Raw genomic sequence first — 24,649 nt, 5'->3', positions numbered from 1 at the left:
TATAGGCCTGGGTTTTTCCCGGAACAAGATCCCGGGGGCAAAGAGGTGGCGGTAATTTTTTTAACTGCCTAGACAACCGATGGTTCCACAAACAGTTCACCGGTGGTAAAACGGGACAGGCTAAACATATCCACGGGCAGGGTGGTCGGCAGCCCTAAAATGATTTCCGCCATCAACTGGCCGGTCATGGGGGCAATCATAAAGCCGTGGCCGGAAAAACCGGCGGCGACATAAAACCCGGGCACTTCGGGTACTTCGCCCAGCACCGGCTGCCGGTCGGGGCTCATATCATACACCCCGGCCCATTGCCGGACCACCCGTACGTTTTTCAACACCGGCAGAAGCCAGACCACTTTTTGGGCCATCTGGGAAAGAAACTGCCAGCTGGAACGGACGTTGTATTCCTTGGGTTCGTTGGGATCCCCCAGGCCCATGATAAAGCTGCCGTGGGGCGTTTGCTGGCAGTAGAGGTTGTGGTAGAAACTCATCACCATGGGGCCCAAGGTCGGTTCCACCGGTTCTGTTACCAGGATCTGGTGCCTTTCCGGCACCACGGGCAGGTCTACCCCCACCATGCGGCCGATCTCCGCCGCATGGCCGCCCGCCGCGTTGACCACCACTGGAGCCTGGAAAGCTCCCCGGTTGGTGATGACAGTTTTCAGGGAGCCTTCAATTTTGATGTCCTGTACTTCCGTATAGGTATGGATTTTTACCCCCAGCCGTCTGGCTGCCCGGGCATAGGCATCGGTGACCTTAAAAGGGTTGGCGTGGCCGTCTTTGGCACAGAAGGTGGCTCCGAGAAGGCCCTTGGTGTTTAAAAAGGGTACGATTTCTCGGGCCTCCTGGGGTGTTACCCAGCGGGCGTCAATGCCCAGGCTTTTTTGCAGGGCCAGGTTTTTCTTGAACTGCTCTTCCATTCTGGGGGTGTAGGCCAGGATCAGGTAACCTCCCTGCTTGATTTCTACGCCTCCGGGATAGTCCAGCTCTTCCGCCAGGCGCTCCAGCTGGGCAATGGCGTACTTGGCTAAGAGGCAGTTGGTTTTTGTACCCCACTGGTGGCGGAAACCGGCTCCGCAGCGTCCCGTGGCACCGGAGGTGAGGTAGGCCCGTTCCAGCACGGCCACATCACGCATGCCCCGGGCAGCCAGATGATAGGCTATGGAACAGCCGGTGACGCCTCCGCCAATGATAATCACTTCATGCCTGTTCATTTTTGGCACCTCCCCGGGCCAGGGTACCCAGTTTCAAGGGGATTGCAGGCGGCCGGAAGGTAGGCAGGGCCAGGTTGGCCTGGTCCTGTCCGGTGAGGCGGGCAATTTCCCCGGCAATGAGGGGGCGGCAGGTACGCCCCTGGCATGGGCCCATGCCGCACCGTTTCAGCCGCTTGATTTCATCCAGGGTGCGGGCCCCCCCGGCAATGGCCTCCCGAACTTCTTCCAGGGTTACGTCCTCGCAGCGGCAGACAATGGTTTTATCATCCATGGCTTTCACTCCCGGAACGTTTAATAACACCCATTTTAGACATGTGTTATAACAAAATGCCGTACTTCCATGGCCAGCTCCTTGGGTACGGCAAGCCAGACGACCGCGGTTTTATCCATCTTTTCCGTTGTCACCACTTTGATCACCCGTGCCCGGCACACTTTTTCCCCCGCCCGGTTCACCCCGGTTACTTCCTGACCTTCCGCGGGGAGGGGGAGGAACTCGTAGGGCAGCTTGATCAGGGCTTCTTCGTCGCTATAAGTGAGATCCACGACGAAAAGGGCCAGCCCCGGGCAGCGGGTGATACACTGGCCGCAGCCGTTGCATTTTTCGTAGTCCACCTGCGGTATTTCGTTGATATCCTCAAAGGGTCCGATGGCCTGGCGGGGACAGGCGTGGCTGCAGGGATCGCAGGGAATGGGTTGAAAGCATTCCGCTATGACCACCGGCCCTCTGGCCAGCCGCTCCGGCGGGGGCATCTTTGCCGCCAGGTCCTCCGGGGTGGGGATGCCATCCACAGCAAGCATAAGCTTCACCTCCCGCACTTTATTCAACCAGCACCCTGGTCAGCCCGGTGCGGATCTTTTCGCCCACCGGGCCAGAACGCAGGCTGTCCAGCTGGTGTTGCAACTCCGCGCGCCGGGCCTCGTAGCCGGTCTGACTGTAGCCTAAACTGTAAGCGGCATGCAGCCCGGCCAGGGCGCCTTCCATCATCGCTGCCGAAGCTTCTTCCACCCCGGCTGCATCGCCGGCTACGTAGACTCCCGGTACGGTGGTCTGGAGGTTGGCATCACGGAAAGGCACGTGCCCGCCCAGCTGGGGTACGTAAGCCAGGCGGCATCCAGCCTGGGCCAGCAGTTCCACCAGGGGTGAAAGGCCCACGGAGAGACAAATGGTATCTACGGCAAAGTCCTTTTCCGTCCCCGGTACGGGCTGTCCCTGTTCATCCAGCTGCCAGATCACGGCCCCTTCCACTTCCCGCCCACCGTAGGCCCGCTTGATGGTATGGCTGGTATGGATGGGTACTCCCGCCCGGCGTACTTTGGCTGCATGAACCCAGTAGGCGCCAATTCTCGGGGCGGCCTCCACGATAGCGGCCACGTCCATGCCGGCCTGCAGCAGCTGGTAGGTGACAATAACCCCGATATTGCCGGCGCCCACCATCAGGACCCGCTTTCCAGGTAAAATACCGTAAACATTGACCAGTGTCTGTACCGCACCGGCGCCGTAAATACCCGGCAGGTCATTATTGGGGAAAGCAAGGGTCTTTTCCGACGCTCCGGTAGCTACTATTACCCGGGAAGGCTTCAGGTAAAAGACTTTCCCCTCCTGTTCTACCCCCAGCACGCCGTCTTCGTAGAAACCAAAGACGGTGGCACCGGTCAGGGCTTCGATTAGAGGATGGGATATCACCTGTCCGGTGAGTTCGGCCGCGATATTGATCCCCCGTTCGGAAGCCCTGTGGCTGCGGGAACCGAAAAAACGGTGGGTTTGCTTGACTAGCTGGCCTCCAAGCCGGTCCTGGCGGTCCAAAAGGACCACCCGGGCACCGGCGTTTGCTGCTTCCAGGGCGGCACAAAGTCCGGCCGGACCGCCGCCAATGACCGCGATTTCTACAAAGCTAATTTCCTGCTGCATAAATGACTCCCTTTCCTTTCTGGCTTTCCACCACCATGCCCGGGCGCAGTTTTTCCACACAAATTCGCACGTTGGGTTCCCCGTTTACAGTCATGAGACAGGAGGAACAGTTGCCAATGGCACAGAAAAGGCCCCGGGGACGGTGGAGCACCGGGCTTTCCCGCATGACCCGGATGCCGGCGGCGTGCAGGGCCGCGGCAATGGTTTCCCCTTCGTAGCCTTCATACTCTTTACCGTCAAAAGTGAACTTTATTTTTTTTCCTCGCCTGAATTCCAGAACGGGGTGCTGCTCTATGCGCATGGTCACACCTCCATTTCAACTTGCGAAGATAACATGACGATTTGCTACGATACAAATGCCATACGCAAAAAGAATACCAGGAAAAGGCCGTTTCTACCGCCCCATTTGGCCGCTGAGGAAGATTGTGTTGTATAATAAATTGGACGAGATGTTTGGACAATTAAACAGAATTTGAACAGAGTCCAAAGTGCTTCAGCGCGAAGCACTGGAGTGAGCGGGGACCCAGCACTCACTGGTCTACCAGGTTTTCTAAAACCGGAGGTATCAATTAAACCTGAAATACCAGGGGCGGAGTTATGTTTCGGTGAGTGCCGGGCCGCCCCGGGTGGTTATGCGACAGTATCTATTTTGCGGAGATGCCGGCAGGAAAGTACGGTTTTGTCGAGAATATTATCTTGAGCAGCCTAACACCGGAGGAAGGTGCACATTTTGTGGAAGATCGTTACCAAAGGGAGATAAACTACCTGCGGGTTTCAGTCACCGACCGCTGTAATTTACGCTGCCATTACTGCATGCCCCCTCAGGGTGTATCCGTCGTGCCCCGGAAGGAAATCCTTACCCTGGAGGAAATTGTCCGGGTGGTCGAGGCATCGACCAGGGTGGGAGTGAAAAAAGTGCGCCTTACCGGAGGAGAGCCCTTGGTACGCCGCGGGATAACCGATCTCGTGCGGGCACTGGCTGCCATACCGGAAATTGACGACCTGGCCCTTACCACCAACGGCATCCTGCTGGCCGCCAGGGGCGACCAGTTAAAAGCCGCTGGCCTTCGCCGGGTAAACATCAGCCTGGATACATTAAAACCCGAACGCTACAGTTATATTACCCGGGGAGGCCGTCTGGAAGCGGTGTGGCAGGGAATAGAGAGGTCTTTAGAGCTGGGCCTTCATCCGGTCAAGCTGAATGCCGTGGTCGTACGCGGTTTTAATGATGATGAAATTTGCGATCTGGCCCGCCTTTCGCTGGACCGGCCCCTGCACGTGCGTTTCATTGAATTGATGCCCTTTGGAACATCTGCCGGCGTTTCCAGGGAAGGCTATATTCCCACCGCGGAAATCAGGAGCCGGATTGAGGAGGAACTGGGCCAGTTGCAGGAAGTGCGCAAGCTGACGGGTAGCGGGCCGGCACGCTACTACCGCCTGGCGGGGGCGGCGGGGACCATTGGGTTTATCAGCGCAGTGAGCGATCATTTTTGCGGACGGTGCAACCGCCTGCGCCTGACCGCTACCGGTGCCTTGAGGCCCTGTCTTTTTCATGAATACGAAATTGATCTCAAAGGGCCGTTGCGCCGGGGTGCCACCCTGGATGAACTGGCTGAGCTGGTGGCCCGGGCTGTTTGGGACAAGCCCGGCCGTCACCATTTAAATGAGGGGCAGTCCTGCTCCCGGAAAAACATGTCTCAAATTGGCGGCTAGGAGCTGGTGATTAATATTATGGATATCACTTTAAATCATTTTGACTCCCGGGGCCGGGCTCACATGGTGGATATAAGCGGGAAAGGGGATACCGTCCGGGAGGCTGTGGCCCGGGGAGAAGTGCTCATGCGTCCGGAGACCTTAAACATCATTGCTGGCGGTACAGCAACCAAGGGAGATGTGCTGGGGGTGGCCCGCCTGGCCGGAATCATGGCCGCCAAAAAAACGCAGGAGCTCATTCCCCTGGCCCATCCCATTCCTTTAACCAGTGTGGCTGTGGACTTTCGCCTGCAGCCTCCGGACAGGGTGGAAATCCAGGCCCGGGTACGGACCACCGGCAAGACCGGGGTGGAAATGGAGGCCCTTACGGCCACAAGTGTGGCCGCTCTGACTATCTATGACATGTGCAAGGCTGTGGACCGGGGCATGGTAATCGAGAATATCCGGCTGGTGAGCAAAAGCGGCGGCAAAAGTGGGGAATTCCGGCGGGAGGGAGAAGAAGAATGGGAGTAATTGTAGCAGTGTGTGCAAGTCCGGAAAAGGGCACGCGCAAGAAGAACATTGGTACCGGTATGCTGGTGGCCAATCACGGTCTGAAAGGGGATGCCCACGCCGGGCCCTGGCACCGCCAGGTCAGCCTTTTGGCCATGGAAAGCATTCAAAAAATGCGTGAACTGGGTTTGGACGTCAATCCTGGTGATTTTGCCGAAAACATTACCACTGAAGGGATAAATCTGGCCGGCCTGCCCGTGGGTACCCGGCTGGCCATCGGCCCTGAAGCCATTGGGGAAGTGACCCAGATCGGCAAGGAATGCCATTCTGCCTGTGAGATTCGCAGGCTGACCGGGGACTGCATCATGCCCCGGGAGGGCATCTTTGTGCGTATTCTTACCGGCGGGCCGGTGAAGGTGGGAGACCGGATAGAAGTCCTTGAACCGGGGAGTAGTTCCGGAAGATGAAGAACATGTCCGGCCCTCCTGGAATATGCATCGTAGGAACTTCCAACGCAGGCAAGACCACTTTTCTGGAGAAGCTGATTGCGGAATTTGAACGGCGCGGCTACCGCGTAGGAACCATCAAGCACCACCATGGCGACTTTGAAATAGATAAGCCGGGTAAGGATACCTGGCGTCATGCCCGGGCCGGTGCCCGGGCGGTATGTATTTCCGCTCCCCGTAAAATTGCCGTCATTCGCCAGGTGGATGAAGAGTTGTCCCCGGAGCAAATCGTTCCTTTGCTTGGCCCGGTGGACATCGTCTTGGCGGAAGGTTACAAAAAGGCGGATTGGCCCCAGATCGAGATCTGCCCGCCCGGGGGATGCACCGCCCCGGTGGGGAGAAAGGACCGGCTGGTTGCCCTGGTAGGTGACGGTGCTCACCATGCAGAGCTTCCCTGTTTTGGTAGCGATGAAGTAGGAGCGGTGGCAGATCTCATTGTTAATTTCCTGGGTTTGGATTAACCTTGAGATAGGGTGATGATAATGGCCGTGGTGGAAGTAAGCATCGTGCCCATCGGCACCGCCGGCACCAGTTTGAGTGCCTATGTAGCCCGGTGTGTGGATGTCCTGCAGGGCGAAAAGAATATTCGTTATCAGCTGACCCCCATGGGGACCATCATCGAAGGGGATCTGGATTTCATTCTTGCAGTGGTCCGCCGGATGCACGAAGTGCCCTTCAACCAGGGGATTGCCCGGGTGGTGACCACCATTCGCATTGACGACCGGCGGGATAAGGAATTGACCATGGCCGGCAAAGTGTCGGCGGTGGAGGAAAAGCTGAAGTAAATTACGAATTTTACAATCAAGGGGGGGTGGGCTTGAAGTACTATCTTGATTTAATTAATGACCTGGAAAAAGGTAATATTGCGCCGGTTTATCTTTTTTACGGCCAGGAGTCGTTTCTGCATGAAAAGGCCGTCCAAAGGTTCCGGGAAAAACTTTTGGTGCCCCCGGCAGGGGAGTTCAACCTTGACATTCTGGACGGGGAGGGGGTTACCGAAGGGGATATTGTTGTGCGGGCACAAACCCCCCCTTTTATGGCCGGCTGGCGCCTGGTCGTGGTCCGCCATGCCCCGTTTTTTACCGGTTCTTCCGGTCCATCCAGCAATAAGAGAACCAGAGCTTCCTCCCGGGATACGGAGCCCCCTTTGCTGGCCTACATGCAAAAGCCTACCCCTACCACCTGCCTGATCTTTACCACCACCCATCCCGTAGATCAGCGGGGACGCCTTTTTAAGTCGCTTAAAGAAACCGGGCGGGTAGTGGAATTTACCTACTTAAAAAGCCGGGACCTGGTGCGCTGGCTGGAAAAACAGGCGCGCCTGGCCCACAAGACCATTACCCCGGACGCGGCCGGGCTGCTGGTAAGGCGGGTAGGCCCCAGCCTGTTTGTTTTGAGCCAGGAGATGGCCAAGTTAATTTCTTACACCGGTTCCAGGAAAACCATTCTGGAGGAAGACATTTATCGTCTAACCGTGCCGGCCCTGGAGGAAAATATTTTTAGCGTCGTTGATGCCATCGGGGAAAGACGGATCGGAGCGGCGCTGGAGGGCATCCGGGGGTTGATGCGGCAGGGTCAGACAGGCCCGGCGATACTGGCCATGATAGCCCGGCAGTTTCGGCTAATCTTGCGGGCCATGGAATTAAGTGCCGGAAAACGGTCCCCGGGTGAGGCGGCGGCAAAGCTGGGGGTGCATCCCTTTGTTGCTCAAAAGCTTTTGGCCCAGTCGGGAAATTTCACCCGGGAACAGGTAATCATGGCTTTGCAAAAACTTTTGGATTTAGACCGGGCGGTAAAGAGGGGCAGGCTGGAATTTTACCCGGGTATTGAAATGCTTCTGCTGGAGATGGAACGGGAAACCGTGGCGTAAATATGGTACTAAAAAAACCACCTCTACTACCGGGTGGTTTTTTTGCCGAGTTCATCATTTTTGTTCCGGGAGGAGTGTGCGGGCTAGCTTGCCTGGCGGTTGAACCGTCTGGTCAGGCGGGATTTTTTACGGGCAGCAGTATTTTTGTGGATGATACCCTTCGTTACCGCCTTATCAATGGCCCTCAGCGCCCGGCGCAAGAGTTCCCTCGTTTCCTCCACGTTGACACCGGCTGATAGAGCCCGCTCAAACTTCTTAATGGCAGTGCGCAGGGCAGACTTCAGCTGCTTATTGCGTAGGGTGCGTTTGCGGGTAACCTTAACTCTTTTTATGGCGGACTTGGTATTGGGCACCGTTCAGTCACCTCCCAACAGCCCTCATTTTACCACGGGCCAAAAAAAATTGCAAGGGCAACCGGTATAGCCAGCCGTTTTTTTGTCAAAGCTATGCTCGTAGCAAAAAGGAGGAGGTGATTGCCATGACGCAGTGGATGGGAGTGATTGTAAGGTTTATCGTTTCCGCGCTGGTGCTCATTGTGGTGAGCTGGCTCTCCCCGGGCTTTGTGGTACGCGGGGGGTTCGTAGGGGCACTGATTGCCGCGGTGGTTATTGCCGTGCTGGGTTATATTGTGGAAGCCCTGCTGGGTGACCGGATTTCGCCCCACAGCAGGGGGATAGTAGGTTTTATAACCGCCGCAGTGGTAATCTACGTGGCCCAGTTTATCATTCCCAACCTGCTCAGTGTTAATTTGCTGGGCGCGCTGATCGCTGCCTTCATTATCGGACTTATAGATGCTGTAGTGCCTACGGTGTTGCGCTAGCAGTCAAGCCACTTTAGCCTGCAGGCAGGTTGGCTTCATAAAGATCTCCTTCCGGGAATAGAATGGTACAGGCAATCCGGGAGGGGATTTTTTGTGTACCATACTCTTTACCGCTACCGCCTCCGCTGGCTATGGAATAGACTCTACGGTTTCCTGGTGGTTGCCGGGATTATTTTTTCGCTTCTTACCTTGGTGGTTGGAACAGGGGTTTTGTTTTTGCGCTGGGGAGGACAGGTCCTTTTAAACAGGGACCCGCGGCTGTTCCTGGAGGCCGTCATGCCCCATCACGCCGCCGGTGTACAACATGAGGGTGATTTTGCAGACTCGTTATTTAGTTTGTGGCCCGGGTTGGTTGGCTCTTTTGCCCTGCCCGACAAATACCCCCGGGCATTGCTTCGTTCCCAGCTCCCCCTGCTGGCTTATGTACCGGTAAAGCGAAAAGTGGAGGTCAATCCGGTAGAACCTGCCTCTGAGGAGCACGCGGGTATGACCCGAAAAACCTCCGGGGAGTACCTGGTGGCCATTTACCACACCCACACCGGGGAAACCTACACGCTTACGGATGGTGTGGCCAGATTGGAGGGTAAAGAAGGGGGTGTGGTTAAGGTTGGGGAGATTATACGCCAGGAACTGGAGTCCAAATATGGAATTTCCACCCTGCACATTAAAAAAATCCATGACCGGCAATACAATTCATCATATATGGAATCCGAAAAAACGGTGCGGGAATTGTTGAAGGAAGAGCCACAGCTGAAAGTGCTCCTGGATGTCCACCGGGATGCCGGAAAACCCCGCCGGGACTGTTTGGTAAAGGTGAAGGATATGGAGGTAGCCCCCATCCTCTTTGTCGTCGGTTCGGACGCCAGGGCGCCCTTCCCCACCTGGCGGCAGAATGAGCAGTTTGCCAGGCAGCTGGCCGCAGCCCTGGACAAAAAATACCCCGGTTTATGTCGGGGGGTACGGGTTAAGGAAGGCCGTTACAACCAGTTTCTCCATCCCCGGGCGCTGTTGGTGGAGATTGGAAGCACCAATAACACCACCGACGAGGCACTGGCTGCGGCCCGCTTATTTGCCGGGGTGCTGGGGGAAGAGGTGCGGAAACTGATGGAAGCCGGGCCCGCTCAACCTAGCGCTGAATAAAAAAACGTACATAATCAATCCTCGCGGTAAATGGACACTGTCGCATAACTAACCGGGACGGCCCAGCACTCACTGGTAGGGTACTTCTTTTGAGTACCTTGGTCTTAATAGCTATTCTAACGAGGACTTTGTTATGGTGAGTGCTGGGTCGCTCCTTAAGGGACGACCGCCGCCCGTTTCGTTGCTGGTTTTGCTACAGTACCAAATTACTCCTGGTCGTTCAGTTTGCGGGCGAACGTGAGGAACCCGGTATGGCCCACCATACGGTGTTGGGGCCTTACAGCCCGGCCCTTTATGTGCCAGCCCCGAAGCATTACTTCTACGGTCTCAATCAAACCAAAGGTGCCTCCCTTTTGCAGGACAGTGGCAAAAGTGCGAACCTGCATGATGGAAGGCAAGTAAGAACACAATATACCCCCGGGGATAAGGGCATCGTCCGCAGTCTTGGCCGCCCGCCAGGGTTCCGGTACATCCAGGAGAACACGGTCGAATCCCGATTCCCCGGTTGTTTCGTATATGTCCCCAAGCTTGAGTTCAAGATATGGCGGCAAGCCGCCAAAATAGGCTTTAATGTTTTCCACGGCACAGTCAAGCATGTCCTGACGAATGTCGTAAGCTACCACTTTCCCGGTGGGCCCTACCTGTCTCAGTACGGCGAGCAGAAGCGCCCCGCTGCCTACACCTCCCACCAACACCCGGTCACCGGGCCGGACATCCGCCCACATCATAATAATGCCCAAGTCCTTCGGGTATATGATGCCGCTTTTGCGCGGCATCTTTATTATATAGTTCGAGAGAGTGGGGTAAAAAACATAGAGTTTCTTACCCTCTGAAGTATTGACAACACTGCCGGGTTCCAGGCCCAGCACTTCATCGTGTTCAATGTAACCCCAATATGTGTTTAAGCGCTCCCCTGGGGTCAAGCGCTGCAATAATTGAACGCGGTGATCGGCGAAAACAACCAGTTCTCCTTCTTTAAACGGCATGGCTATGCACCTCCTGGCAGGTAATCCGGCTGGTTCGTTGCTGCCTGTATCACGCCAAACATTTACCTCTGGCATTTTATTTTATCATAAGCTGAAATCCCAGCGGGGAATGGTGGTTCCTTTACCCGTACGGTGCATTCCGCCGGAAAGGGGCTACCGCCCTGACGGCCATTTTGAATGGCCGGGGATATAAGGGCAAAGCAAATAGACTACCTGACCGGTTTTGGATGGCAGGTAGTCTTTTTATTGTGAGGTATAAACCCGCCTTTGTCGTTCAATACTGGAAAATGGGAAGTGATGCCATGGGTATCAGCTGGTGGAGGACGGTCATCACCCTGGGAATTTTTCTGGGTTTGATCATTTTCGGCCTGCAGGTGGTGGTGGCGGGGTATAATCAATTTCTTTTACCCCCGGACCCCCTGCACCTGGGGCAGGCTGCGAAAGCTTTCGAGGAATATTTTCAGGAATCTGGGTTTGACCGGCACATGAACTCAATAAAAGAACTCATTGTGACGTATCAGGAGAAGCTGCGCGCTCTATGTACGCATGAGTGGGGTGTTCTTTTCACCATCAGTAATTGATGTTATAATAAGGCTTTGAGAGAGCTGGGATGGTGATTTTGTATGGGGAGAGAACAAATCCGCAATTTTTGCATAATAGCCCATATTGATCACGGCAAGTCTACCCTGGCCGACAGGCTTTTGGAATATACCGGAGCGCTCAGCCCCCGGGAAATGACCGACCAGGTGCTGGATCAAATGGATCTGGAACGGGAGCGGGGCATTACCATCAAGTTGCAGGCGGTACGCCTTGCCTACCGGGCGGAAGACGGGGTGGAATACCAGTTAAACCTGATTGATACTCCCGGACACGTGGATTTTACCTACGAAGTGTCCCGCAGCCTGGCGGCGTGCGAGGGAGCCCTGCTGGTGGTGGATGCGGCCCAGGGCATTGAGGCGCAAACCCTGGCCAACGTGTATCTGGCCATTGAAAACGACCTGGAAATTATTCCGGTGATTAATAAAATAGACCTGCCCGCGGCCGATCCCGAAAGGGTGAAACGGGAAATTGAGGACGTAATCGGCCTTGATGCCTCCGGGGCCGTTTTGGTTTCGGCCAAGTTTGGGACCGGAATTAAGGAGTTGTTGGAAGCCATTGTGCGGCGCATACCGCCTCCCAGTGGCAATTCCGCTGCCCCTTTAAAAGCCCTCATTTTCGACTCCCATTACGATCCCTATAAGGGGGTTATTGCCTATGTGCGGGTGGTGGATGGCCACCTGAAAGAGGGCATGCACATAAAGATGATGTCCACCGGGAAGGAATTTGAGGTCAGCGAGGTGGGCATCTTCAAACCGGCCATGACTCCCACCGGACGGCTGGATACGGGTCAGGTGGGATATGTGGCTGCAGGCATAAAAAATGTCAGGGACACCCGGGTGGGCGACACCATCACCGATGCTGCCCGCCCGGCGGCCGAACCCTTGCCCGGTTACCGCAAGGTTACGCCCATGGTTTACTGCGGCCTTTATCCCGTGGATACGGTGGATTACGGCGACCTGCGGGACGCCCTGGAAAAACTGAAGCTCAACGACGCCTCCCTGGTTTACGAACCGGAAACCTCCGAAGCCCTGGGTTTTGGTTTTCGCTGTGGCTTCCTGGGGTTGTTGCACATGGAAATTGTCCAGGAGCGCCTGGAGCGGGAGTACGGCTTGAATTTGATTACCACCGCACCCAACGTGGTGTACAGGGTGATTACCACTTCGGGAGAAGAGCTTTACATCGACAACCCGACCAAAATTCCCCCGGCGGGGAAGGTGGTCCGGATGGAGGAACCCTTTGTTACCGCCACCATTATGGTGCCCAAGGAGCATGTGGGGGCGGTAATGGACCTGGCCCAGGAACGCCGGGGCACTTTTAAAACCATGGAGTACCTGGGCGAAAACCGGGTCATGCTGGTCTACGACCTGCCTCTTGCCGAGATCATTTTCGATTTCTTTGACCAGCTCAAGTCCCGCACCCGGGGGTATGCATCCCTGGATTACGAACTGTCCGGGTACAAAGAAAGTGACCTGGTTAAACTGGACATCCTGATCAACGGCGAGCCGGTGGATGCCTTGACCTGTATTGTCCACCAGGACAAGGCCTACTACCGGGGCCGGCAACTGGTGGAAAAATTGCGCAGTTTGATCCCCCGGCAGCTTTTTGATGTGCCCGTCCAGGCGGCCATCGGCAGCCGGGTGATTGCCCGGGAAACCATTAAGGCCCGGCGCAAGGACGTGCTGGCCAAATGTTACGGCGGTGACGTAACCCGCAAGCGCAAACTTCTGGAAAAACAAAAGGAAGGCAAAAAGCGCATGAAGCAGGTGGGCAACGTAGAAATTCCCCAGGAGGCTTTTATGGCGGTGCTGAGCATAGAAGAGAGGTAAATGGGGAGTGAGCTCGTGGCCATCAGCCTGTACATTCACGTACCTTTTTGCCTGCGTAAATGCCGGTACTGCGACTTTGTTTCCTATACCTATGACCCGGAAGCCGCCCGCCGGTACCGGGTCGCTCTTTTACGGGAAATGGCTCTGTACCACGAGCGGCTAGCCCCGCAGGAGAGGCAGCTCAAGACCATTTTCATCGGCGGGGGCACTCCCACCTGCCTGCCGCAAGGGGAACTGGTAGCCATTCTGGAAGGATGCTACCGCTACTTCCAGTGGCTTTCCGGGGTGGAGGTGACCATAGAAGCCAATCCCGGTACGGTGGACCTGCCAAAGCTAAGGGCTTTGCGTGCCGCCGGGGTTAACCGCCTTTCGCTGGGGGTGCAGACCTGTTCGGACCGCTTTTTAAAATTGCTGGGACGGGTTCATGATTTTAGCCAGGCGGTAGAGGCGGTGCAACTGGCCCGCCGGGCTGGTTTTGACAATCTGAACCTGGATCTTATCTTTGCCATACCCGGCCAAACCGTGGCGGAGTGGCTGCACTGCCTTGATAAAATATTGACTCTACGGCCGGAGCACATTTCAGCCTACTCGCTACAAATAGAAGAAGGCACGCCACTGGCCCGGGCGGTGGCTGAAGGGAGCGTCCTTCCCTGTGACGAGGAAACCGATCTGGCCATGTACCGGGAGGTGATTAACTTTCTGGCGGCCCGGGGTTACGAACATTATGAAGTTTCCAATTTTGCCCGCCCGGGCCACCGGTGCCGGCATAATTTAACCTACTGGCACAACGAACCCTATCTTGGCCTGGGGCCGGCAGCCCATTCCTACCTGCGGGGCGAGCGCTTATACAACACCGCTTCCCTGGAGGAATATGAGGCACGCCTTTTATCCGGGGAACTACCGGTGGCCGGCCGCGAGAAATTATCCCGGGCTACCATGATGGCCGAAACGGTGTTTCTGGGCCTCCGCCTTATAGAAGGTCTGGATCTGGAGAAATTTGCAGCCTGTTTTGGGGAAAATATTGAAGAGGTTTTTGGTGAGCAAATCATAAAATTGAGGAGGGCAGGCCTTTTGGAAATCCATTCCGGTCGCCTGAGGTTGACTTTTCGGGGCTTGCCCCTGGCCAATGCTGTCTTCCGGGAGTTTGTGTTGCCTTGACAAATGTTCAGCCCGGTGCTATGTTTAACTTAAAAGGATTTAGCACTCAGCACGATCGAGTGCTAACAAAGGGGGTGTTAAAGGTGAGAATGGATGCCCGTAAACAGGATATCCTTCTGGCCATTATCACCGATTACATTGCCACTGCTGAACCGGTGGGTTCCCGCACTATCGCCCGGAAATACCGGCTGGGTATCAGTCCGGCTACCATCCGCAATGAAATGGCCGATCTGGAGGACATGGGTTATATCGAACAGCCCCATACCTCTGCCGGACGAATCCCTTCGGAGCTGGGATACCGGTATTATGTGGATTATTTAATGAAACGACAGGAGTTAACCCCCGAGGAAGAAGGGTTGATTCGCAAAAGCTATCATCAAAAAGTCCGGGATGTGGGAGAAGTAATCCAACGGACGGGGCAATTATTGTCCCAGTTGACCAAGTATGCCGCCATGGTGCTGCCGCCCAAAATCGGTACCAGCAGATTTAAATACATTCGCCTGGTGCAGCTGGGTTTCGAGCAGGCCATGCTGGTTGCCATTATGGATAGCGGTACCGTACACCACCGGATTATTGATATACCCCGTGGCATAACCTCCGAGGACCTGGAAACCATCTCCGCGGTGCTGAATGCCAAACTCCAGGGCCGCACCATGGACAGCATTAAGCTTACCCTGGTAAAGGAAATTTACTTTGAACTGGTCAAGCATAAACACATTATTGAACTGGCCATGGAACTATTGCAGGACAGCCTGACCAGACAACCTGAGGATAGAATATATCTTGGCGGGATCCTTAATATATTAAACCAACCGGAATTCCATAATGTGGAAAAAGTTAAAACTTTGCTCAGCCTGCTGGAACAGGAAAGTCTTTTGTGTAATTTGTTGGCTGACGATGTGGGCAAAGAAGGCGTTACCGTGCGCATTGGCCGGGAAATCCGTTGCCGGCAGATGAGCAACTGCAGTATGGTCGTGGCCACCTACCGGTTGAAAGGAAAGCCTGTTGGGTCTATTGGCGTTCTGGGTCCCACCCGCATGGATTATGCCAGGGTGGTCACCGTGGTAGAACATTTGACCAAAAACCTTTCCCGCGCTCTGGAAGATCTCCTGGGTGGCTGGGACAAATAAGGGGGAGCGGGTTTTGAGTCTCAAACAGCAGGCCAGTACCGGTGCGGAAGTGGATGAGCGGATGGCGGCCCTGGTGACCAATGCTAACGCCATTCGTGCCATTGCTTCAGCCGTAGAAGGTACCCTGGGGCCAAAGGGCCTGGATACCATGCTGGTGGATAAGTTTGGAGAAGTGGTCATTACCAACGACGGGGTAACCATTCTTACCATGATGGAGGCTAACCACCCGGCGGCCCGGATGTTGATCAACATCGCCAAAGCCCAGCAGGAAGAAATTGGCGACGGTACTACTACGGCCACCGTAATGGCCGGGGCCATGGTTGGTGCCGGGGTGGAGCAGGTGGCCCGGGGAGTGCCGGTAGCCCGGGTTATTGAAGGCATCCGGGCGGGGGTAAAGCGGGGCCTGGAGGTAATGTTGCAAAGGGCCCGGCCGGTGACAGATCTGGACGACCCATTAATCTACCAGGTTGCCCTGGTGGCCGGCCGGGGGCACGATGATATTGCGGCCCTGGTGGTGCAGGCGGCCAGGATGATCGGCCGGGAAAAGCTCTTAGACCGGGCCTTTCGCTTTTCCGATACGGTTATGGCTGAAGAGGGGGCGGATAACCAGGTTTTTATGGGCGTGATTGTGAACAAGGAACCCATGAACCGCCAGATGCCCCGGGAACTGACGGATGTTAGCGTACTCGTGATTGATGACGCCCTGGAGCCGGAGGAAATAGAGGAAGAGGCCCTGGCCACCGAAGCCGGCTTCGCCCGTTACATGGAGTTGCAAAACCAGTTCCGGAATAATGTGCAGAAAATCATTGACCTGCAGGTGGGACTGGTGCTGGTCGACCGGGGTGTTCATGACGTTGCCGAAGAGATGCTCACCGATGCCGGCATCATGGTCATCCAGAGGGTGGCCAACAAGGAGCTCCGCCGGGTGGCGGAACACACCGGGGCGCGGATGATCAAGCGCACCGGATTGAAGAAGGATTTGGAACAGATCAAGCAGTGCCTCGGCCGTTGCCGCCGGGTTTTTCATGATGAAAAACTGGAACAGGTCTGGATTCAGGATGGCAACGGCAAGCCCATGGCTACCGTGCTTGTGGGTGCCGCTACTGCCGAAGTGGTAGGGGAAAGGGAGCGCATTGCCAAAGATGCCGCTTCGGCCATACAAGCTGCCGTGAAGGGAGGAGTCGTCCCCGGCGGGGGGGCATTAGAGCTGGCCGTGGCCCGGGAAGTGGAAAAGGTTCGGGCTTCCATGCGCGGCATGACCGCCTACGGGGTGGATTGCGTAGTGGAAGCTTTGAAACGCCCCCTGGCCCAGATTGCGGCCAATGCGGGCTTTAACCCCCTGGAAAAGATTGGCGATGTCATGGCTGCCCAGGTGGAAACGGGGAACGATGCCCTGGCCGTGGACTGCGATACGGGTCAGGTGGCGGACATGTATGAGCTGGGAGTAGTGGACCCCGTTCTGGTGAAGACTTACGCCTTTAAAGCCGCCGGGGAGATTGCCGAAGCCATTTTACGGATTGATACCATCATCAAGAAGCGGGAAGACAGGGAGGTAAACCCAAAACAGGTGACGGACTTATAACTGGCGAGGTGACGGAGATGGAAGAACAAAAAGTCCCTCAAAATAGAGAGGCTGAGGAAACCAGGCCTGCCGGTGCCGTCCAGGAAAGCCCACCGGCAGGGGAATCCGGCAGTGAAGCCCAAAATGCCCCTGCCGGTCAAGGCGGTTTGCCGGACGATGGGCAGCAGCCGGCGGGTGAATCCCGGCAGGAAGTGGATGTAAAGGAACTGGAGCGACGCCTGGCCGAACAAACGGCCCTGGTCCAGGATTATTTCCAGCGCCTGGCAAGGATGCAGGCCGATTTTGAAAACTACCGGCGCCGCATGAACAGGGAGCGGGAGGAGTGGTTCAAATATGCTTCCCAGCCCCTGGTGGCGGAGCTGTTGTCCGTACTGGATAACTTTGAGCGGGCACTGGCGGCCCGGGAGGAGGACCCCGCCCGGGTGGTGGCGGGGGTGGAAATGATCTACCGCCAGCTTAAGGAAATACTTACCAAAGAGGGGCTTTCTCCCGTGCCGGCGGTAAATGAACCCTTTGATCCTGCCAAACATGAGGCAATCATGCAGGAAGAAACCGATGCTTACCCGGACAACACCGTCATAGAGGAACTGCGTCGGGGCTACTATTTTAAGGACCGGCTATTGCGGCCGGCCATGGTCAAGGTGGCCCGGGCTGTGTCCGTGCAGGAACAGCAAAATGAACAGAACAACCACTCTAAACCTGAAAATGAAAAAGAAAACAAAGAGAACAACCAGACCAACAGTGTCTGTTAAGGAGGGGAATTTATAGATGGGGAAGGTTATAGGTATTGACCTTGGTACTACCAACTCCTGTATGGCCGTCATGGAAGGCGGCGAGGTAATCGTTATTCCTAATGCCGAGGGAGAGCGCATTACTCCTTCTGTGGTTGGTTTCACCAAGACTGGCGAGCGCCTGGTGGGCCAGCTGGCCAAGCGCCAGGCAGTGAGCAACCCGGAACGGACCATCAGGTCCATCAAGCGGCACATGGGTACCAATTACAGGGTAAAAATTGACGATAAGGAATATACCCCCGAGGAAATCTCGGCCATGATTTTGCAGAAACTAAAGGCGGATGCCGAGGCCTACCTGGGGGAAAAGGTGGAGAAGGCGGTTATTACCGTACCCGCTTACTTTACCGATTCCCAGCGGCAGGCCACCAAAGACGCAGGCAGAATTGCCGGCCTTGAGGTGCTGCGCATTATCAACGAGCCTACCGCTGCCTCCCTGGCCTACGGGCTGGACAAGGAGGAGGACCAGACCATCCTGGTGTTCGACCTGGGTGGAGGTACCTTTGATGTATCCATACTGGAGCTGGGCGACGGCGTCTTTGAAGTGAAGGCCACCAGCGGAAACAACCGCTTGGGCGGCGACGATTTCGACCAGCGGATCATGGACTGGCTGATCGAGCAGTTTAAGAAAGAGACGGGCATTGACCTGCGCAACGACCGTATGGCCATGCAGCGGCTGAAGGAAGCTGCCGAGAAGGCCAAAATTGAACTGAGCAGTGTCACCACCACCAATATCAACCTGCCCTTTATTTCTGCCGATGCCAGCGGTCCCAAGCACCTGGACGTGACCCTTACCCGGGCCAAGTTTGAAGAACTGACCGCCGACCTGGTGGAAATGACCATGGGCCCGACCCGGCAGGCCCTGGCGGACGCCGGCCTGGAGCCCAAGGACATCCACAAGGTGATCCTGGTTGGCGGTTCCACCCGGATTCCGGCAGTCCAGGAAGCCATTCGCAAGTTCCTGGGCAAGGAGCCCTACAAGGGGATCAACCCGGACGAGTGTGTGGCCATTGGGGCGGCCATTCAGGCCGCAGTGCTGGCCGGCGAGGTCAAGGACGTGCTGCTTTTGGACGTAACGCCCCTCTCCCTGGGCATTGAAACCCTGGGCGGCGTTTTTACCAAGATCATTGAGCGGAATACCACCATTCCCACTTCCAAGAGCCAGATCTTCACCACTGCCGCCGACGGCCAGACTACGGTGGAAATCCATGTGCTTCAGGGTGAACGCCCGATGGCGGCCGACAACAAGACCCTGGGGCGGTTTACCCTTACCGGTATTCCCCCGGCACCGCGGGGTGTGCCGCAAATTGAAGTTAAGTTTGATATTGACGTAAACGGCATTGTCCACGTTTCCGCCAAGGATCTGGCTACCGGCAAGGCCCAGAGCATTACCATCAGCGGCACTTCCCGGCTCTCGGAAGAAGAAATCCAGCGCATGGTTAAAGATGCGGAAAGACATGCCGAGGAAGACCGCAGGCGAAAAGAAGAGGCGGAACTGCGTAACCAGGCGGACAGCATGATTTACCAGGCTGAAAAAACCATTAAGGACCTGGGAGACAAGGCCGACAAGGCCAAGGTGGAAGAAGTGAAGAAGGCCGTGGAAAGGCTGAAAGAAGCCCTGGGCGGAAAGGACATGCAGCTCATCAAATCCCGCATCGATGAACTGACCAAGCCCCTTTATGAATTGTCCGCCCTTCTTTACCAGCAGCATGCCCAGCAGGCCCAGGCCGGCGGTGGCAGCGCTACCGGTTCCGGGGGCGAAAAAGTGGTGGATGCCGATTACGAAGTCAAAGACGATCAGAAGTAATTGGCAGTAGCCGCAGCAATATTGTATAATACTAGCGGATGTGCTTTCGCGTCGCAATTTGTTGTGCGATTTCTTCTGGCCGGTGGTTTATGAAGACGACTGCCGGCCAGGTTTGCATTGTTACCAGGAGGCGTTTGGCAATACAAGAAGGTATAGTCAGGTGGTGGTAACGCCATGGCAAAGCGTGACTACTACGAAATCCTGGGAGTATCCCGGGACGCCACGCAGGAGGAAATCAAAAAGGCCTACCGCAAGCTGGCCCGGCAGTACCACCCCGACGCCAATCCCAACGATAAGGATGCGGAGGCCAAATTTAAGGAAATAACTGAAGCCTACGAAGTTTTGAGCGACCCGGAGAAAAGGGCTCAGTATGACCGCTTTGGCCATGCCGCCACCGGTAATCAAGGATTTGGCGGGTTCGAGGGGTTTGGCGGTTTTGGCGGCTTTGGTAGCGATTTTGGAGGCCTCGGGGATATTTTCGACATGTTCTTTGGCGGGTCCACCCGGCACAGGCGCGGTCCGGAAAAAGGCGGTGACATCCGGGTGGATCTGGAGCTTTCCTTTAAAGAGGCCGCCTTTGGCCTGGAGAAGGATATCCGGGTACCCCGCATGGAGCCATGCAGCACCTGTGACGGTACCGGGGCTGCTCCCGGGACCCGTCCTGTGACCTGTCCCGTGTGCGGGGGCTCCGGGCAGATTCAATTTGCCCAGAGCACACCCTTCGGGCGCATTTTCCAATCCCGCACCTGCGACCGTTGCCGCGGTGCAGGCCGCATTATCGAAAAGCCCTGCACCAACTGTCACGGCAGCGGGCAGGTCCGCCGCACCCGCACCATCAACATCAAGATCCCCGCCGGTGTGGACGACGGGACGAGGCTACGGGTAGCCGGTGAGGGAGAGGCCGGCTTAAGGGGTGGACCGCCGGGAGACCTGTATATTTACATTCGCGTCCGGCCTCACAAGATCTTTAAACGTGAGGGCAATGATGTGATCATGGAACTGCCCATTTCCTTTGCTCAGGCTGCCCTGGGAGATGAGGTAGAAGTACCCACCCTTGAAGGCAAGGCAACTATACGTATTCCCGAGGGCACCCAGCACGGCACCGTCTTCCGCCTGCGGGGCAAGGGTATTCCCGACCTGAGCGGGTACGGACGGGGTGACCAGCTGGTGCGGGTCAAGGTGATGGTTCCCACCAGGCTTACTGAGGAACAGAAGAAGCTGTTACGCCAGTTTGCCCGGTTGAGCGGGGAGAACCCGGCTGGGGTGGAAAAGGGTTTCTTTGACAAAGTAAGGGACGCTTTTATGGGTTAATGGGAGGCCGGTTAATTTGCAGTGGTTGGAAATTGCCGTCACCACGCCTGACGAGTGGGTTGAGGCGGTAAGCAATATGTTTATTGAGCTGGGTACCGGCGGGGTGGCCATTGAAGACCCCGCCCTCTTTTCTTTGTATTTACAGGGACCGCAGGAGGAGGTGGCTCTGGACCCTCTATCCCTGCCGCGGGAGCCGGTGGTGAAGGCTTACCTGCCCGTGGATGAAAATTTGGACGCCCGTTTGGCCGCCCTGAAAGAGCGGTTGGCGACTCTGGCCGGTGAGACGACGTTTACCTTAAACACCAAAAAAATGAAGGAAGAGGATTGGGCCGGTTCCTGGAAGGCTTACTATAAGCCCGTTTCTGTGGGCAGGAAACTGGTGGTGAAACCCGCCTGGGAAGAATACCGGGCCCTCCCGGGCCAGGTAGTGATTGAAATAGATCCGGGGATGGCCTTTGGCTGCGGCACCCACCCCAGCACGCGCCTTTGTCTTTCCCTGCTGGAGGATGTCCTGGCCGGCGGTGAAGTGGTGGTGGATGTGGGCACCGGTTCGGGCATCCTGGCCATTGCCGCCGCCCTGCTGGGTGCGAGCCGGGTGATGGCGGTGGACAACGACCCGGTGGCCGTCGCGGCCGCCCGGCAAAATGTAGAGCAAAACCGGGTGCAGGACCTGGTGGAGGTCATGTGCGGCGATTTACTGGCCGGTATGGAAGGCCCCGTGGATGTGGTGGTGGCCAATATCGTGGCCGATGTGATTGTTCGCCTTGCCCTCCAGGCGCGTAAGATTCTAAAACCAGCCGGCCTCTTTATCGCCTCGGGAATCATCAGGGGGCGGGAGCAGGATGTCGTTGGCGCCCTGCATTCTCACGGTTTTGAGATTATAGACCGGCGCTGCAGTGGCGAGTGGCATGCCCTGCTGGCCCGTGGGGGGTGCCGGCCATAGGCTATTTCTTTGTTTCCCCGGAGCAAATCGCCGGGGAGCGGGTGACCATTACCGGACCCGATGTGGTGCATATTTCCCGGGTGCTCCGCCTGGGCTCCAGAGATGTAATCACTGTTATGGACGGGCAGGGCAGGGGATACCGGGTGAGGTTGGCGGTTATCACCGGAACCGCCGTCGAAGGGGTAATCCTGGAGCAGTTTGTCCCCGGGGGGGAAGCTCCCCTGAAGGTGACCCTGGTCCAGGGGCTTTCCAAGGGCGACAAAATGGACATAATTATACAAAAGAGCACCGAGCTCGGCGTATCCTGTGTGGTTCCTTTAGCCTGTCGCCGTTCCGTGGTCCGGCTTACCTCCGACAAGGCCCGGGAACGCCAGCAGCGCTGGCAGCGGATAGCCCTGGAAGCGGCCAAGCAGTCCCGCCGGGCGATAGTGCCCCGGGTTACCGGAGTTATGGACCTGCCGGCAGCGCTCAACCTCATAACTCCGGGTGCCCTGGCCCTGATGCCCTGGGAGGAAGAACGGGAGCTGTCCCTAAAAGCTGCCCTCAAAGGGCGGTCCTGCGGGGAAGTGTTTGTCTTCATAGGTCCCGAAGGGGGGTTTGAAGCCGACGAAGTGGCCATGGCCAGGGAAAGGGGCGTGTTTTCCGTTTCCCTGGGCCCGCGTATCCTGCGTACGGAAACGGCGGGACTGGCCACACTAACTATGGTTCTTTATGAGCTGGGGGACCTGGGCGGACATCCAGCAGGAACGACCGGTGAAACCAACCATGGGGGGTGAAAGACGTGCCCAGGACTGTAGCCGTGACCACCCTGGGATGCAAGGTTAACCAATATGAGTCAGCGGCCCTGGCCACCCTGTTCCGGGAGCGGGGCTACAAAGTGGTGGACTTCAGTGAACCGGCGGACATCTATGTCATCAATACATGTACGGTTACCCACCTGGGGGACCGCAAGTCAAGGCAGCTTATCCGGCGGGCCACGCGCAACAACCCCCATGCCCGCGTGGTGGTAACCGGCTGTTACGCCCAGACCTCACCGGAAGAGGTGCTCTCCATCCCCGGCGTGGATCTGGTGGTGGGGACAAGGGACAAATCCCGCATTGTGGATCTGGTGGAGGAACTGGAAGGCCATGACCGGGGGCCGCTGGCCGTGGTACGGGATGTTTTTGCTGACCGGGATTACGAGGAACTGCCCGTACCGGCGCTGCCCTCCCGGGTGCGGGCCTTTTTAAAAATACAGGAAGGATGCAATAATTACTGTGCTTATTGCATCATTCCCTTTGCCCGCGGTCCTTTGCGCAGCCGGGATCCGGAAAATGTCCTGGCCGAAGCCGGCAGGCTGGTAGCCTGGGGCTTTAAGGAACTGGTGCTCACCGGGATTCATACCGGGGCCTACGGTCAAGACCGGCCCGGCGGCCCGGACCTGGCTGGCCTGGTGGAACGCCTGGCTGAAATTCCGGGGTTGGTGCGCCTGCGCCTCAGTTCGGTGGAACCGATGGACATTACAGATAAGCTGGTGGATATAATGGCTACCCGGCCCAATGTCTGCCGCCACCTGCATATCCCCCTGCAAAGCGGCGATGATACAGTCCTGGCCCGCATGCGCCGCCACTATACCACGGCCTGGTTTCGGGAGCTGGTCCAAAGAGTGAGGGGGCTCGTACCCGGCATAGCCATTACCACCGACATTATTGTCGGCTTCCCCGGGGAAACCGACGGCCAGTTTGAAAATACATTTAACTTCGTACGGGAGATGGCTTTTGCCCGGCTGCATGTTTTCAAGTATTCACCCCGACAGGGTACGGCCGCAGCCTCCTTTCCCGACCAGATCAGTGCCCCGGTGAAAGAGGCGCGGAGCCGCCGTCTGATTGCCCTGGGAGATGAGCTGGCTCGCTCCTTTGCCGCCAAACATATTGGCCAGGAGGTCCAGGTGCTGGTGGAGGAAGAGTTGCCGGAGAAAGAAGGTTTCTTTGCCGGCCTTACCGATAATTACCTGCGGGTAATTTTCCCGGCCCGGGAAAATCCTGTGGGTGAGCTGGTCACGGTGCGGGTGGAAGGGATAAAGGGCGGAGACTTAAAAGGAATGATAATTTAAGTTTTAGCCGGCAGGATTTAATTCTTTCGGTGTTGAATAAAATATCGTTGTTACTATTTACGGGAGGGAGGTGGCATGATGCAGGATTGCATTTTCTGCAAGATCGTGAAAAAGGAGATTCCCGCCGAGATCGTTTATGAGGATGAACATGTGATGGCCTTTAAGGACATCCACCCGGCGGCTCCCGTCCACCTCTTGCTCATTCCGAAAAAACATATCCCCACCTTCTTCGACCTGGCGGATGAAGACGTTTCCATAATCGGACGCGTTCAGCTGGCGGCAGCCCGGGTCGCCCGGCAGTTGGACCTGGAAGAGAAGGGATTTCGGTTGGTCAGCAACTGCAAGGAAGATGCCGGCCAGCTGGTTTTCCATATTCATTATCATTTGCTGGGGGGTAGAGCGCTGCAGTGGCCACCGGGCTAGTTGACGCAACTGTAGAAAGCGAGCTATAATAACAAGGTATTTTGCAATTTTGGGTTGGGGGTCTTTGCACTTATATGAACAGCCTTACAGCCTGGCGGAGGGAGGGAAAAGAGCAGTGCCAGAAGTACGTGTTGGCAAGAATGAAACCCTGGATAGCGCCCTCCGTCGCTTCAAGCGTTCCTGTCAGAAAGCTGGCGTCTTAGCCGAAGCAAGACGGCATGAACATTACGAAAAACCCAGTGTGCGGCGCAAGAAAAAATCCGAAGCGGCCAGAAGGCGTAAGTACCGTTAATTGCCTGGCCGGGCCGGCGGAAACGAAAATTCACCGCGCACGTGTGGCGT

General features: G+C 56.5%; 28 protein-coding genes. 21 read left to right on the top strand and 7 right to left on the bottom strand.

Features of this window, described 5'->3' with window-relative positions; genetic code table 11:
* Positions 1 to 68: 68 nt before the first annotated feature.
* The 5 genes from BUA65_RS00515 to BUA65_RS00495 are packed head-to-tail and all read right to left on the bottom strand — an operon-like array spanning position 69 to position 3,421.
* A complete protein-coding gene (locus tag BUA65_RS00515; protein WP_072866809.1) occupies positions 69 to 1,211 on the bottom strand; it encodes an NAD(P)/FAD-dependent oxidoreductase in 1,143 nt (380 codons plus the stop codon).
* On the bottom strand, positions 1,198 to 1,482 hold the full coding sequence (locus BUA65_RS00510; RefSeq protein ID WP_072866808.1) for a (2Fe-2S)-binding protein: 285 nt from the start codon (positions 1,480 to 1,482) through the stop codon (positions 1,198 to 1,200). Before BUA65_RS00510 ends, BUA65_RS00515 begins: the two co-directional genes overlap by 14 nt.
* A gap of 35 nt (positions 1,483 to 1,517) precedes the next feature.
* On the bottom strand, positions 1,518 to 2,009 hold the full coding sequence (locus BUA65_RS00505) for a 4Fe-4S dicluster domain-containing protein (protein ID WP_072866807.1): 492 nt from the start codon (positions 2,007 to 2,009) through the stop codon (positions 1,518 to 1,520).
* A 19-nt stretch (positions 2,010 to 2,028) separates the two neighbouring features.
* Positions 2,029 to 3,120 carry an NAD(P)/FAD-dependent oxidoreductase gene (locus BUA65_RS00500; protein WP_072866806.1) on the bottom strand — a complete coding sequence of 364 codons (1,092 nt, stop codon included), beginning with the start codon at positions 3,118 to 3,120 and terminating at the stop codon, positions 2,029 to 2,031.
* Positions 3,104 to 3,421, bottom strand: coding sequence for a (2Fe-2S)-binding protein (locus tag BUA65_RS00495; RefSeq protein WP_072866805.1), 318 nt, complete (start codon positions 3,419 to 3,421; stop codon positions 3,104 to 3,106). Before BUA65_RS00495 ends, BUA65_RS00500 begins: the two co-directional genes overlap by 17 nt.
* Before the next feature lie 431 nt (positions 3,422 to 3,852).
* Between BUA65_RS00495 and moaA the strand changes: the two genes are divergently transcribed.
* From moaA to holA, 6 genes are read left to right on the top strand one after another with little or no spacing between them, the layout of a single operon-like run.
* Positions 3,853 to 4,833: a GTP 3',8-cyclase MoaA gene (moaA, locus tag BUA65_RS00490; protein ID WP_072866954.1), complete on the top strand. Its 981-nt coding sequence runs from the start codon at positions 3,853 to 3,855 to the stop codon at positions 4,831 to 4,833.
* A gap of 18 nt (positions 4,834 to 4,851) precedes the next feature.
* Entirely contained in the window at positions 4,852 to 5,346 is a 495-nt protein-coding gene (gene moaC, locus BUA65_RS00485) for a cyclic pyranopterin monophosphate synthase MoaC (RefSeq protein WP_072866953.1), read from the top strand.
* Positions 5,337 to 5,792, top strand: coding sequence for an MOSC domain-containing protein (locus tag BUA65_RS00480; RefSeq protein ID WP_072866804.1), 456 nt, complete (start codon positions 5,337 to 5,339; stop codon positions 5,790 to 5,792). Before moaC ends, BUA65_RS00480 begins: the two co-directional genes overlap by 10 nt.
* Positions 5,789 to 6,292 carry a molybdopterin-guanine dinucleotide biosynthesis protein B gene (gene mobB / locus BUA65_RS00475; protein ID WP_242656181.1) on the top strand — a complete coding sequence of 168 codons (504 nt, stop codon included), beginning with the start codon at positions 5,789 to 5,791 and terminating at the stop codon, positions 6,290 to 6,292. The genes BUA65_RS00480 and mobB overlap by 4 nt, the downstream gene beginning before the upstream one ends.
* A gap of 21 nt (positions 6,293 to 6,313) precedes the next feature.
* Positions 6,314 to 6,616, top strand: a complete 303-nt coding sequence (locus BUA65_RS00470; protein WP_072866803.1) for an MTH1187 family thiamine-binding protein — start codon at positions 6,314 to 6,316, stop codon at positions 6,614 to 6,616.
* Between the two features lie 32 nt (positions 6,617 to 6,648).
* Positions 6,649 to 7,701 (top strand): DNA polymerase III subunit delta, encoded by a 1,053-nt coding sequence (gene holA / locus BUA65_RS00465; RefSeq protein ID WP_072866802.1) that lies wholly within the window; start codon positions 6,649 to 6,651, stop codon positions 7,699 to 7,701.
* Between the two features lie 83 nt (positions 7,702 to 7,784).
* Here holA and rpsT read toward each other — a convergent pair whose 3' ends face one another.
* A complete protein-coding gene (gene rpsT / locus BUA65_RS00460; protein ID WP_072866801.1) occupies positions 7,785 to 8,054 on the bottom strand; it encodes a 30S ribosomal protein S20 in 270 nt (89 codons plus the stop codon).
* A gap of 125 nt (positions 8,055 to 8,179) precedes the next feature.
* Here rpsT and BUA65_RS00455 point away from each other — a divergent pair, with 125 nt between their 5' ends.
* The gene (locus tag BUA65_RS00455; protein WP_072866800.1) at positions 8,180 to 8,521 is read left to right on the top strand and encodes a phage holin family protein; all 342 of its coding nucleotides are present in this window, start codon (positions 8,180 to 8,182) and stop codon (positions 8,519 to 8,521) included.
* 93 nt (positions 8,522 to 8,614) lie between these two features.
* Positions 8,615 to 9,661, top strand: a complete 1,047-nt coding sequence (spoIIP, locus tag BUA65_RS00450; RefSeq protein ID WP_072866799.1) for a stage II sporulation protein P — start codon at positions 8,615 to 8,617, stop codon at positions 9,659 to 9,661.
* A 206-nt stretch (positions 9,662 to 9,867) separates the two neighbouring features.
* Here the strand turns inward: spoIIP and BUA65_RS00445 are convergent, their stop codons facing one another.
* Entirely contained in the window at positions 9,868 to 10,647 is a 780-nt protein-coding gene (locus BUA65_RS00445) for a tRNA (adenine-N1)-methyltransferase (RefSeq protein ID WP_072866798.1), read from the bottom strand.
* Between the two features lie 248 nt (positions 10,648 to 10,895).
* On the opposite strand from BUA65_RS00445, the gene BUA65_RS00440 reads away from it, so the two are divergent.
* From BUA65_RS00440 to rpsU, 13 genes are all read left to right on the top strand, one after another.
* Entirely contained in the window at positions 10,896 to 11,228 is a 333-nt protein-coding gene (locus BUA65_RS00440) for a hypothetical protein (RefSeq protein ID WP_131821440.1), read from the top strand.
* 42 nt (positions 11,229 to 11,270) lie between these two features.
* Positions 11,271 to 13,073, top strand: a complete 1,803-nt coding sequence (lepA, locus tag BUA65_RS00435) for a translation elongation factor 4 (RefSeq protein ID WP_072866796.1) — start codon at positions 11,271 to 11,273, stop codon at positions 13,071 to 13,073.
* Between the two features lie 15 nt (positions 13,074 to 13,088).
* On the top strand, positions 13,089 to 14,231 hold the full coding sequence (hemW, locus tag BUA65_RS00430; RefSeq protein ID WP_072866951.1) for a radical SAM family heme chaperone HemW: 1,143 nt from the start codon (positions 13,089 to 13,091) through the stop codon (positions 14,229 to 14,231).
* 83 nt (positions 14,232 to 14,314) lie between these two features.
* Positions 14,315 to 15,361, top strand: a complete 1,047-nt coding sequence (gene hrcA / locus BUA65_RS00425; RefSeq protein WP_072866795.1) for a heat-inducible transcriptional repressor HrcA — start codon at positions 14,315 to 14,317, stop codon at positions 15,359 to 15,361.
* Positions 15,362 to 15,374: 13 nt separating this feature from the next.
* Positions 15,375 to 16,943: a TCP-1/cpn60 chaperonin family protein gene (locus BUA65_RS00420; RefSeq protein WP_072866794.1), complete on the top strand. Its 1,569-nt coding sequence runs from the start codon at positions 15,375 to 15,377 to the stop codon at positions 16,941 to 16,943.
* A gap of 17 nt (positions 16,944 to 16,960) precedes the next feature.
* The gene (gene grpE, locus BUA65_RS00415; RefSeq protein WP_072866793.1) at positions 16,961 to 17,695 is read left to right on the top strand and encodes a nucleotide exchange factor GrpE; all 735 of its coding nucleotides are present in this window, start codon (positions 16,961 to 16,963) and stop codon (positions 17,693 to 17,695) included.
* A gap of 16 nt (positions 17,696 to 17,711) precedes the next feature.
* Positions 17,712 to 19,538, top strand: coding sequence for a molecular chaperone DnaK (dnaK, locus tag BUA65_RS00410; protein ID WP_072866792.1), 1,827 nt, complete (start codon positions 17,712 to 17,714; stop codon positions 19,536 to 19,538).
* A gap of 174 nt (positions 19,539 to 19,712) precedes the next feature.
* Positions 19,713 to 20,849: a molecular chaperone DnaJ gene (gene dnaJ, locus BUA65_RS00405; RefSeq protein ID WP_072866791.1), complete on the top strand. Its 1,137-nt coding sequence runs from the start codon at positions 19,713 to 19,715 to the stop codon at positions 20,847 to 20,849.
* A gap of 16 nt (positions 20,850 to 20,865) precedes the next feature.
* A complete protein-coding gene (prmA, locus tag BUA65_RS00400) occupies positions 20,866 to 21,792 on the top strand; it encodes a 50S ribosomal protein L11 methyltransferase (RefSeq protein ID WP_072866790.1) in 927 nt (308 codons plus the stop codon).
* The gene (locus BUA65_RS00395; RefSeq protein WP_084061918.1) at positions 21,780 to 22,568 is read left to right on the top strand and encodes a 16S rRNA (uracil(1498)-N(3))-methyltransferase; all 789 of its coding nucleotides are present in this window, start codon (positions 21,780 to 21,782) and stop codon (positions 22,566 to 22,568) included. Before prmA ends, BUA65_RS00395 begins: the two co-directional genes overlap by 13 nt.
* Positions 22,569 to 22,573: 5 nt before the next feature.
* Positions 22,574 to 23,884, top strand: a complete 1,311-nt coding sequence (gene mtaB / locus BUA65_RS00390) for a tRNA (N(6)-L-threonylcarbamoyladenosine(37)-C(2))-methylthiotransferase MtaB (protein WP_072866789.1) — start codon at positions 22,574 to 22,576, stop codon at positions 23,882 to 23,884.
* 78 nt (positions 23,885 to 23,962) lie between these two features.
* The gene (locus BUA65_RS00385; RefSeq protein ID WP_072866949.1) at positions 23,963 to 24,307 is read left to right on the top strand and encodes a histidine triad nucleotide-binding protein; all 345 of its coding nucleotides are present in this window, start codon (positions 23,963 to 23,965) and stop codon (positions 24,305 to 24,307) included.
* A gap of 115 nt (positions 24,308 to 24,422) precedes the next feature.
* Complete coding sequence (gene rpsU, locus BUA65_RS00380) at positions 24,423 to 24,599, top strand: 30S ribosomal protein S21 (protein WP_013823688.1); 177 nt, start codon at positions 24,423 to 24,425, stop codon at positions 24,597 to 24,599.
* Positions 24,600 to 24,649 lie beyond the last annotated feature (50 nt).

The sequence above is a fragment of the Desulfofundulus thermosubterraneus DSM 16057 genome (genome assembly GCF_900142025.1).
GTDB classification, from domain to species: domain Bacteria; phylum Bacillota; class Desulfotomaculia; order Desulfotomaculales; family Desulfovirgulaceae; genus Desulfofundulus; species Desulfofundulus thermosubterraneus.
The sequence above is the reverse complement of the archived record's forward strand: the minus strand, read 5'-3'. Positions and strand labels throughout refer to the sequence as shown.

Excerpts from the sequence above, each read along its gene's own strand:
- BUA65_RS00515 (WP_072866809.1), bottom strand. The coding sequence starts at position 1,211 with ATGAACAGGCATGAAGTGATTATCATTGGCGGAGGCGTCACCGGCTGT.
- BUA65_RS00385 (WP_072866949.1), top strand. The coding sequence starts at position 23,963 with ATGCAGGATTGCATTTTCTGCAAGATCGTGAAAAAGGAGATTCCCGCC.
- BUA65_RS00495 (WP_072866805.1), bottom strand. The coding sequence starts at position 3,421 with ATGCGCATAGAGCAGCACCCCGTTCTGGAATTCAGGCGAGGAAAAAAA.
- grpE (WP_072866793.1), top strand. The coding sequence starts at position 16,961 with ATGGAAGAACAAAAAGTCCCTCAAAATAGAGAGGCTGAGGAAACCAGG.
- BUA65_RS00510 (WP_072866808.1), bottom strand. The coding sequence starts at position 1,482 with ATGGATGATAAAACCATTGTCTGCCGCTGCGAGGACGTAACCCTGGAA.
- BUA65_RS00505 (WP_072866807.1), bottom strand. The coding sequence starts at position 2,009 with ATGCTTGCTGTGGATGGCATCCCCACCCCGGAGGACCTGGCGGCAAAG.
- moaC (WP_072866953.1), top strand. The coding sequence starts at position 4,852 with ATGGATATCACTTTAAATCATTTTGACTCCCGGGGCCGGGCTCACATG.
- mobB (WP_242656181.1), top strand. The coding sequence starts at position 5,789 with ATGAAGAACATGTCCGGCCCTCCTGGAATATGCATCGTAGGAACTTCC.
- BUA65_RS00445 (WP_072866798.1), bottom strand. The coding sequence starts at position 10,647 with ATGCCGTTTAAAGAAGGAGAACTGGTTGTTTTCGCCGATCACCGCGTT.
- dnaJ (WP_072866791.1), top strand. The coding sequence starts at position 19,713 with ATGGCAAAGCGTGACTACTACGAAATCCTGGGAGTATCCCGGGACGCC.
- lepA (WP_072866796.1), top strand. The coding sequence starts at position 11,271 with ATGGGGAGAGAACAAATCCGCAATTTTTGCATAATAGCCCATATTGAT.
- BUA65_RS00470 (WP_072866803.1), top strand. The coding sequence starts at position 6,314 with ATGGCCGTGGTGGAAGTAAGCATCGTGCCCATCGGCACCGCCGGCACC.
- BUA65_RS00455 (WP_072866800.1), top strand. The coding sequence starts at position 8,180 with ATGACGCAGTGGATGGGAGTGATTGTAAGGTTTATCGTTTCCGCGCTG.
- dnaK (WP_072866792.1), top strand. The coding sequence starts at position 17,712 with ATGGGGAAGGTTATAGGTATTGACCTTGGTACTACCAACTCCTGTATG.
- BUA65_RS00500 (WP_072866806.1), bottom strand. The coding sequence starts at position 3,120 with ATGCAGCAGGAAATTAGCTTTGTAGAAATCGCGGTCATTGGCGGCGGT.
- BUA65_RS00480 (WP_072866804.1), top strand. The coding sequence starts at position 5,337 with ATGGGAGTAATTGTAGCAGTGTGTGCAAGTCCGGAAAAGGGCACGCGC.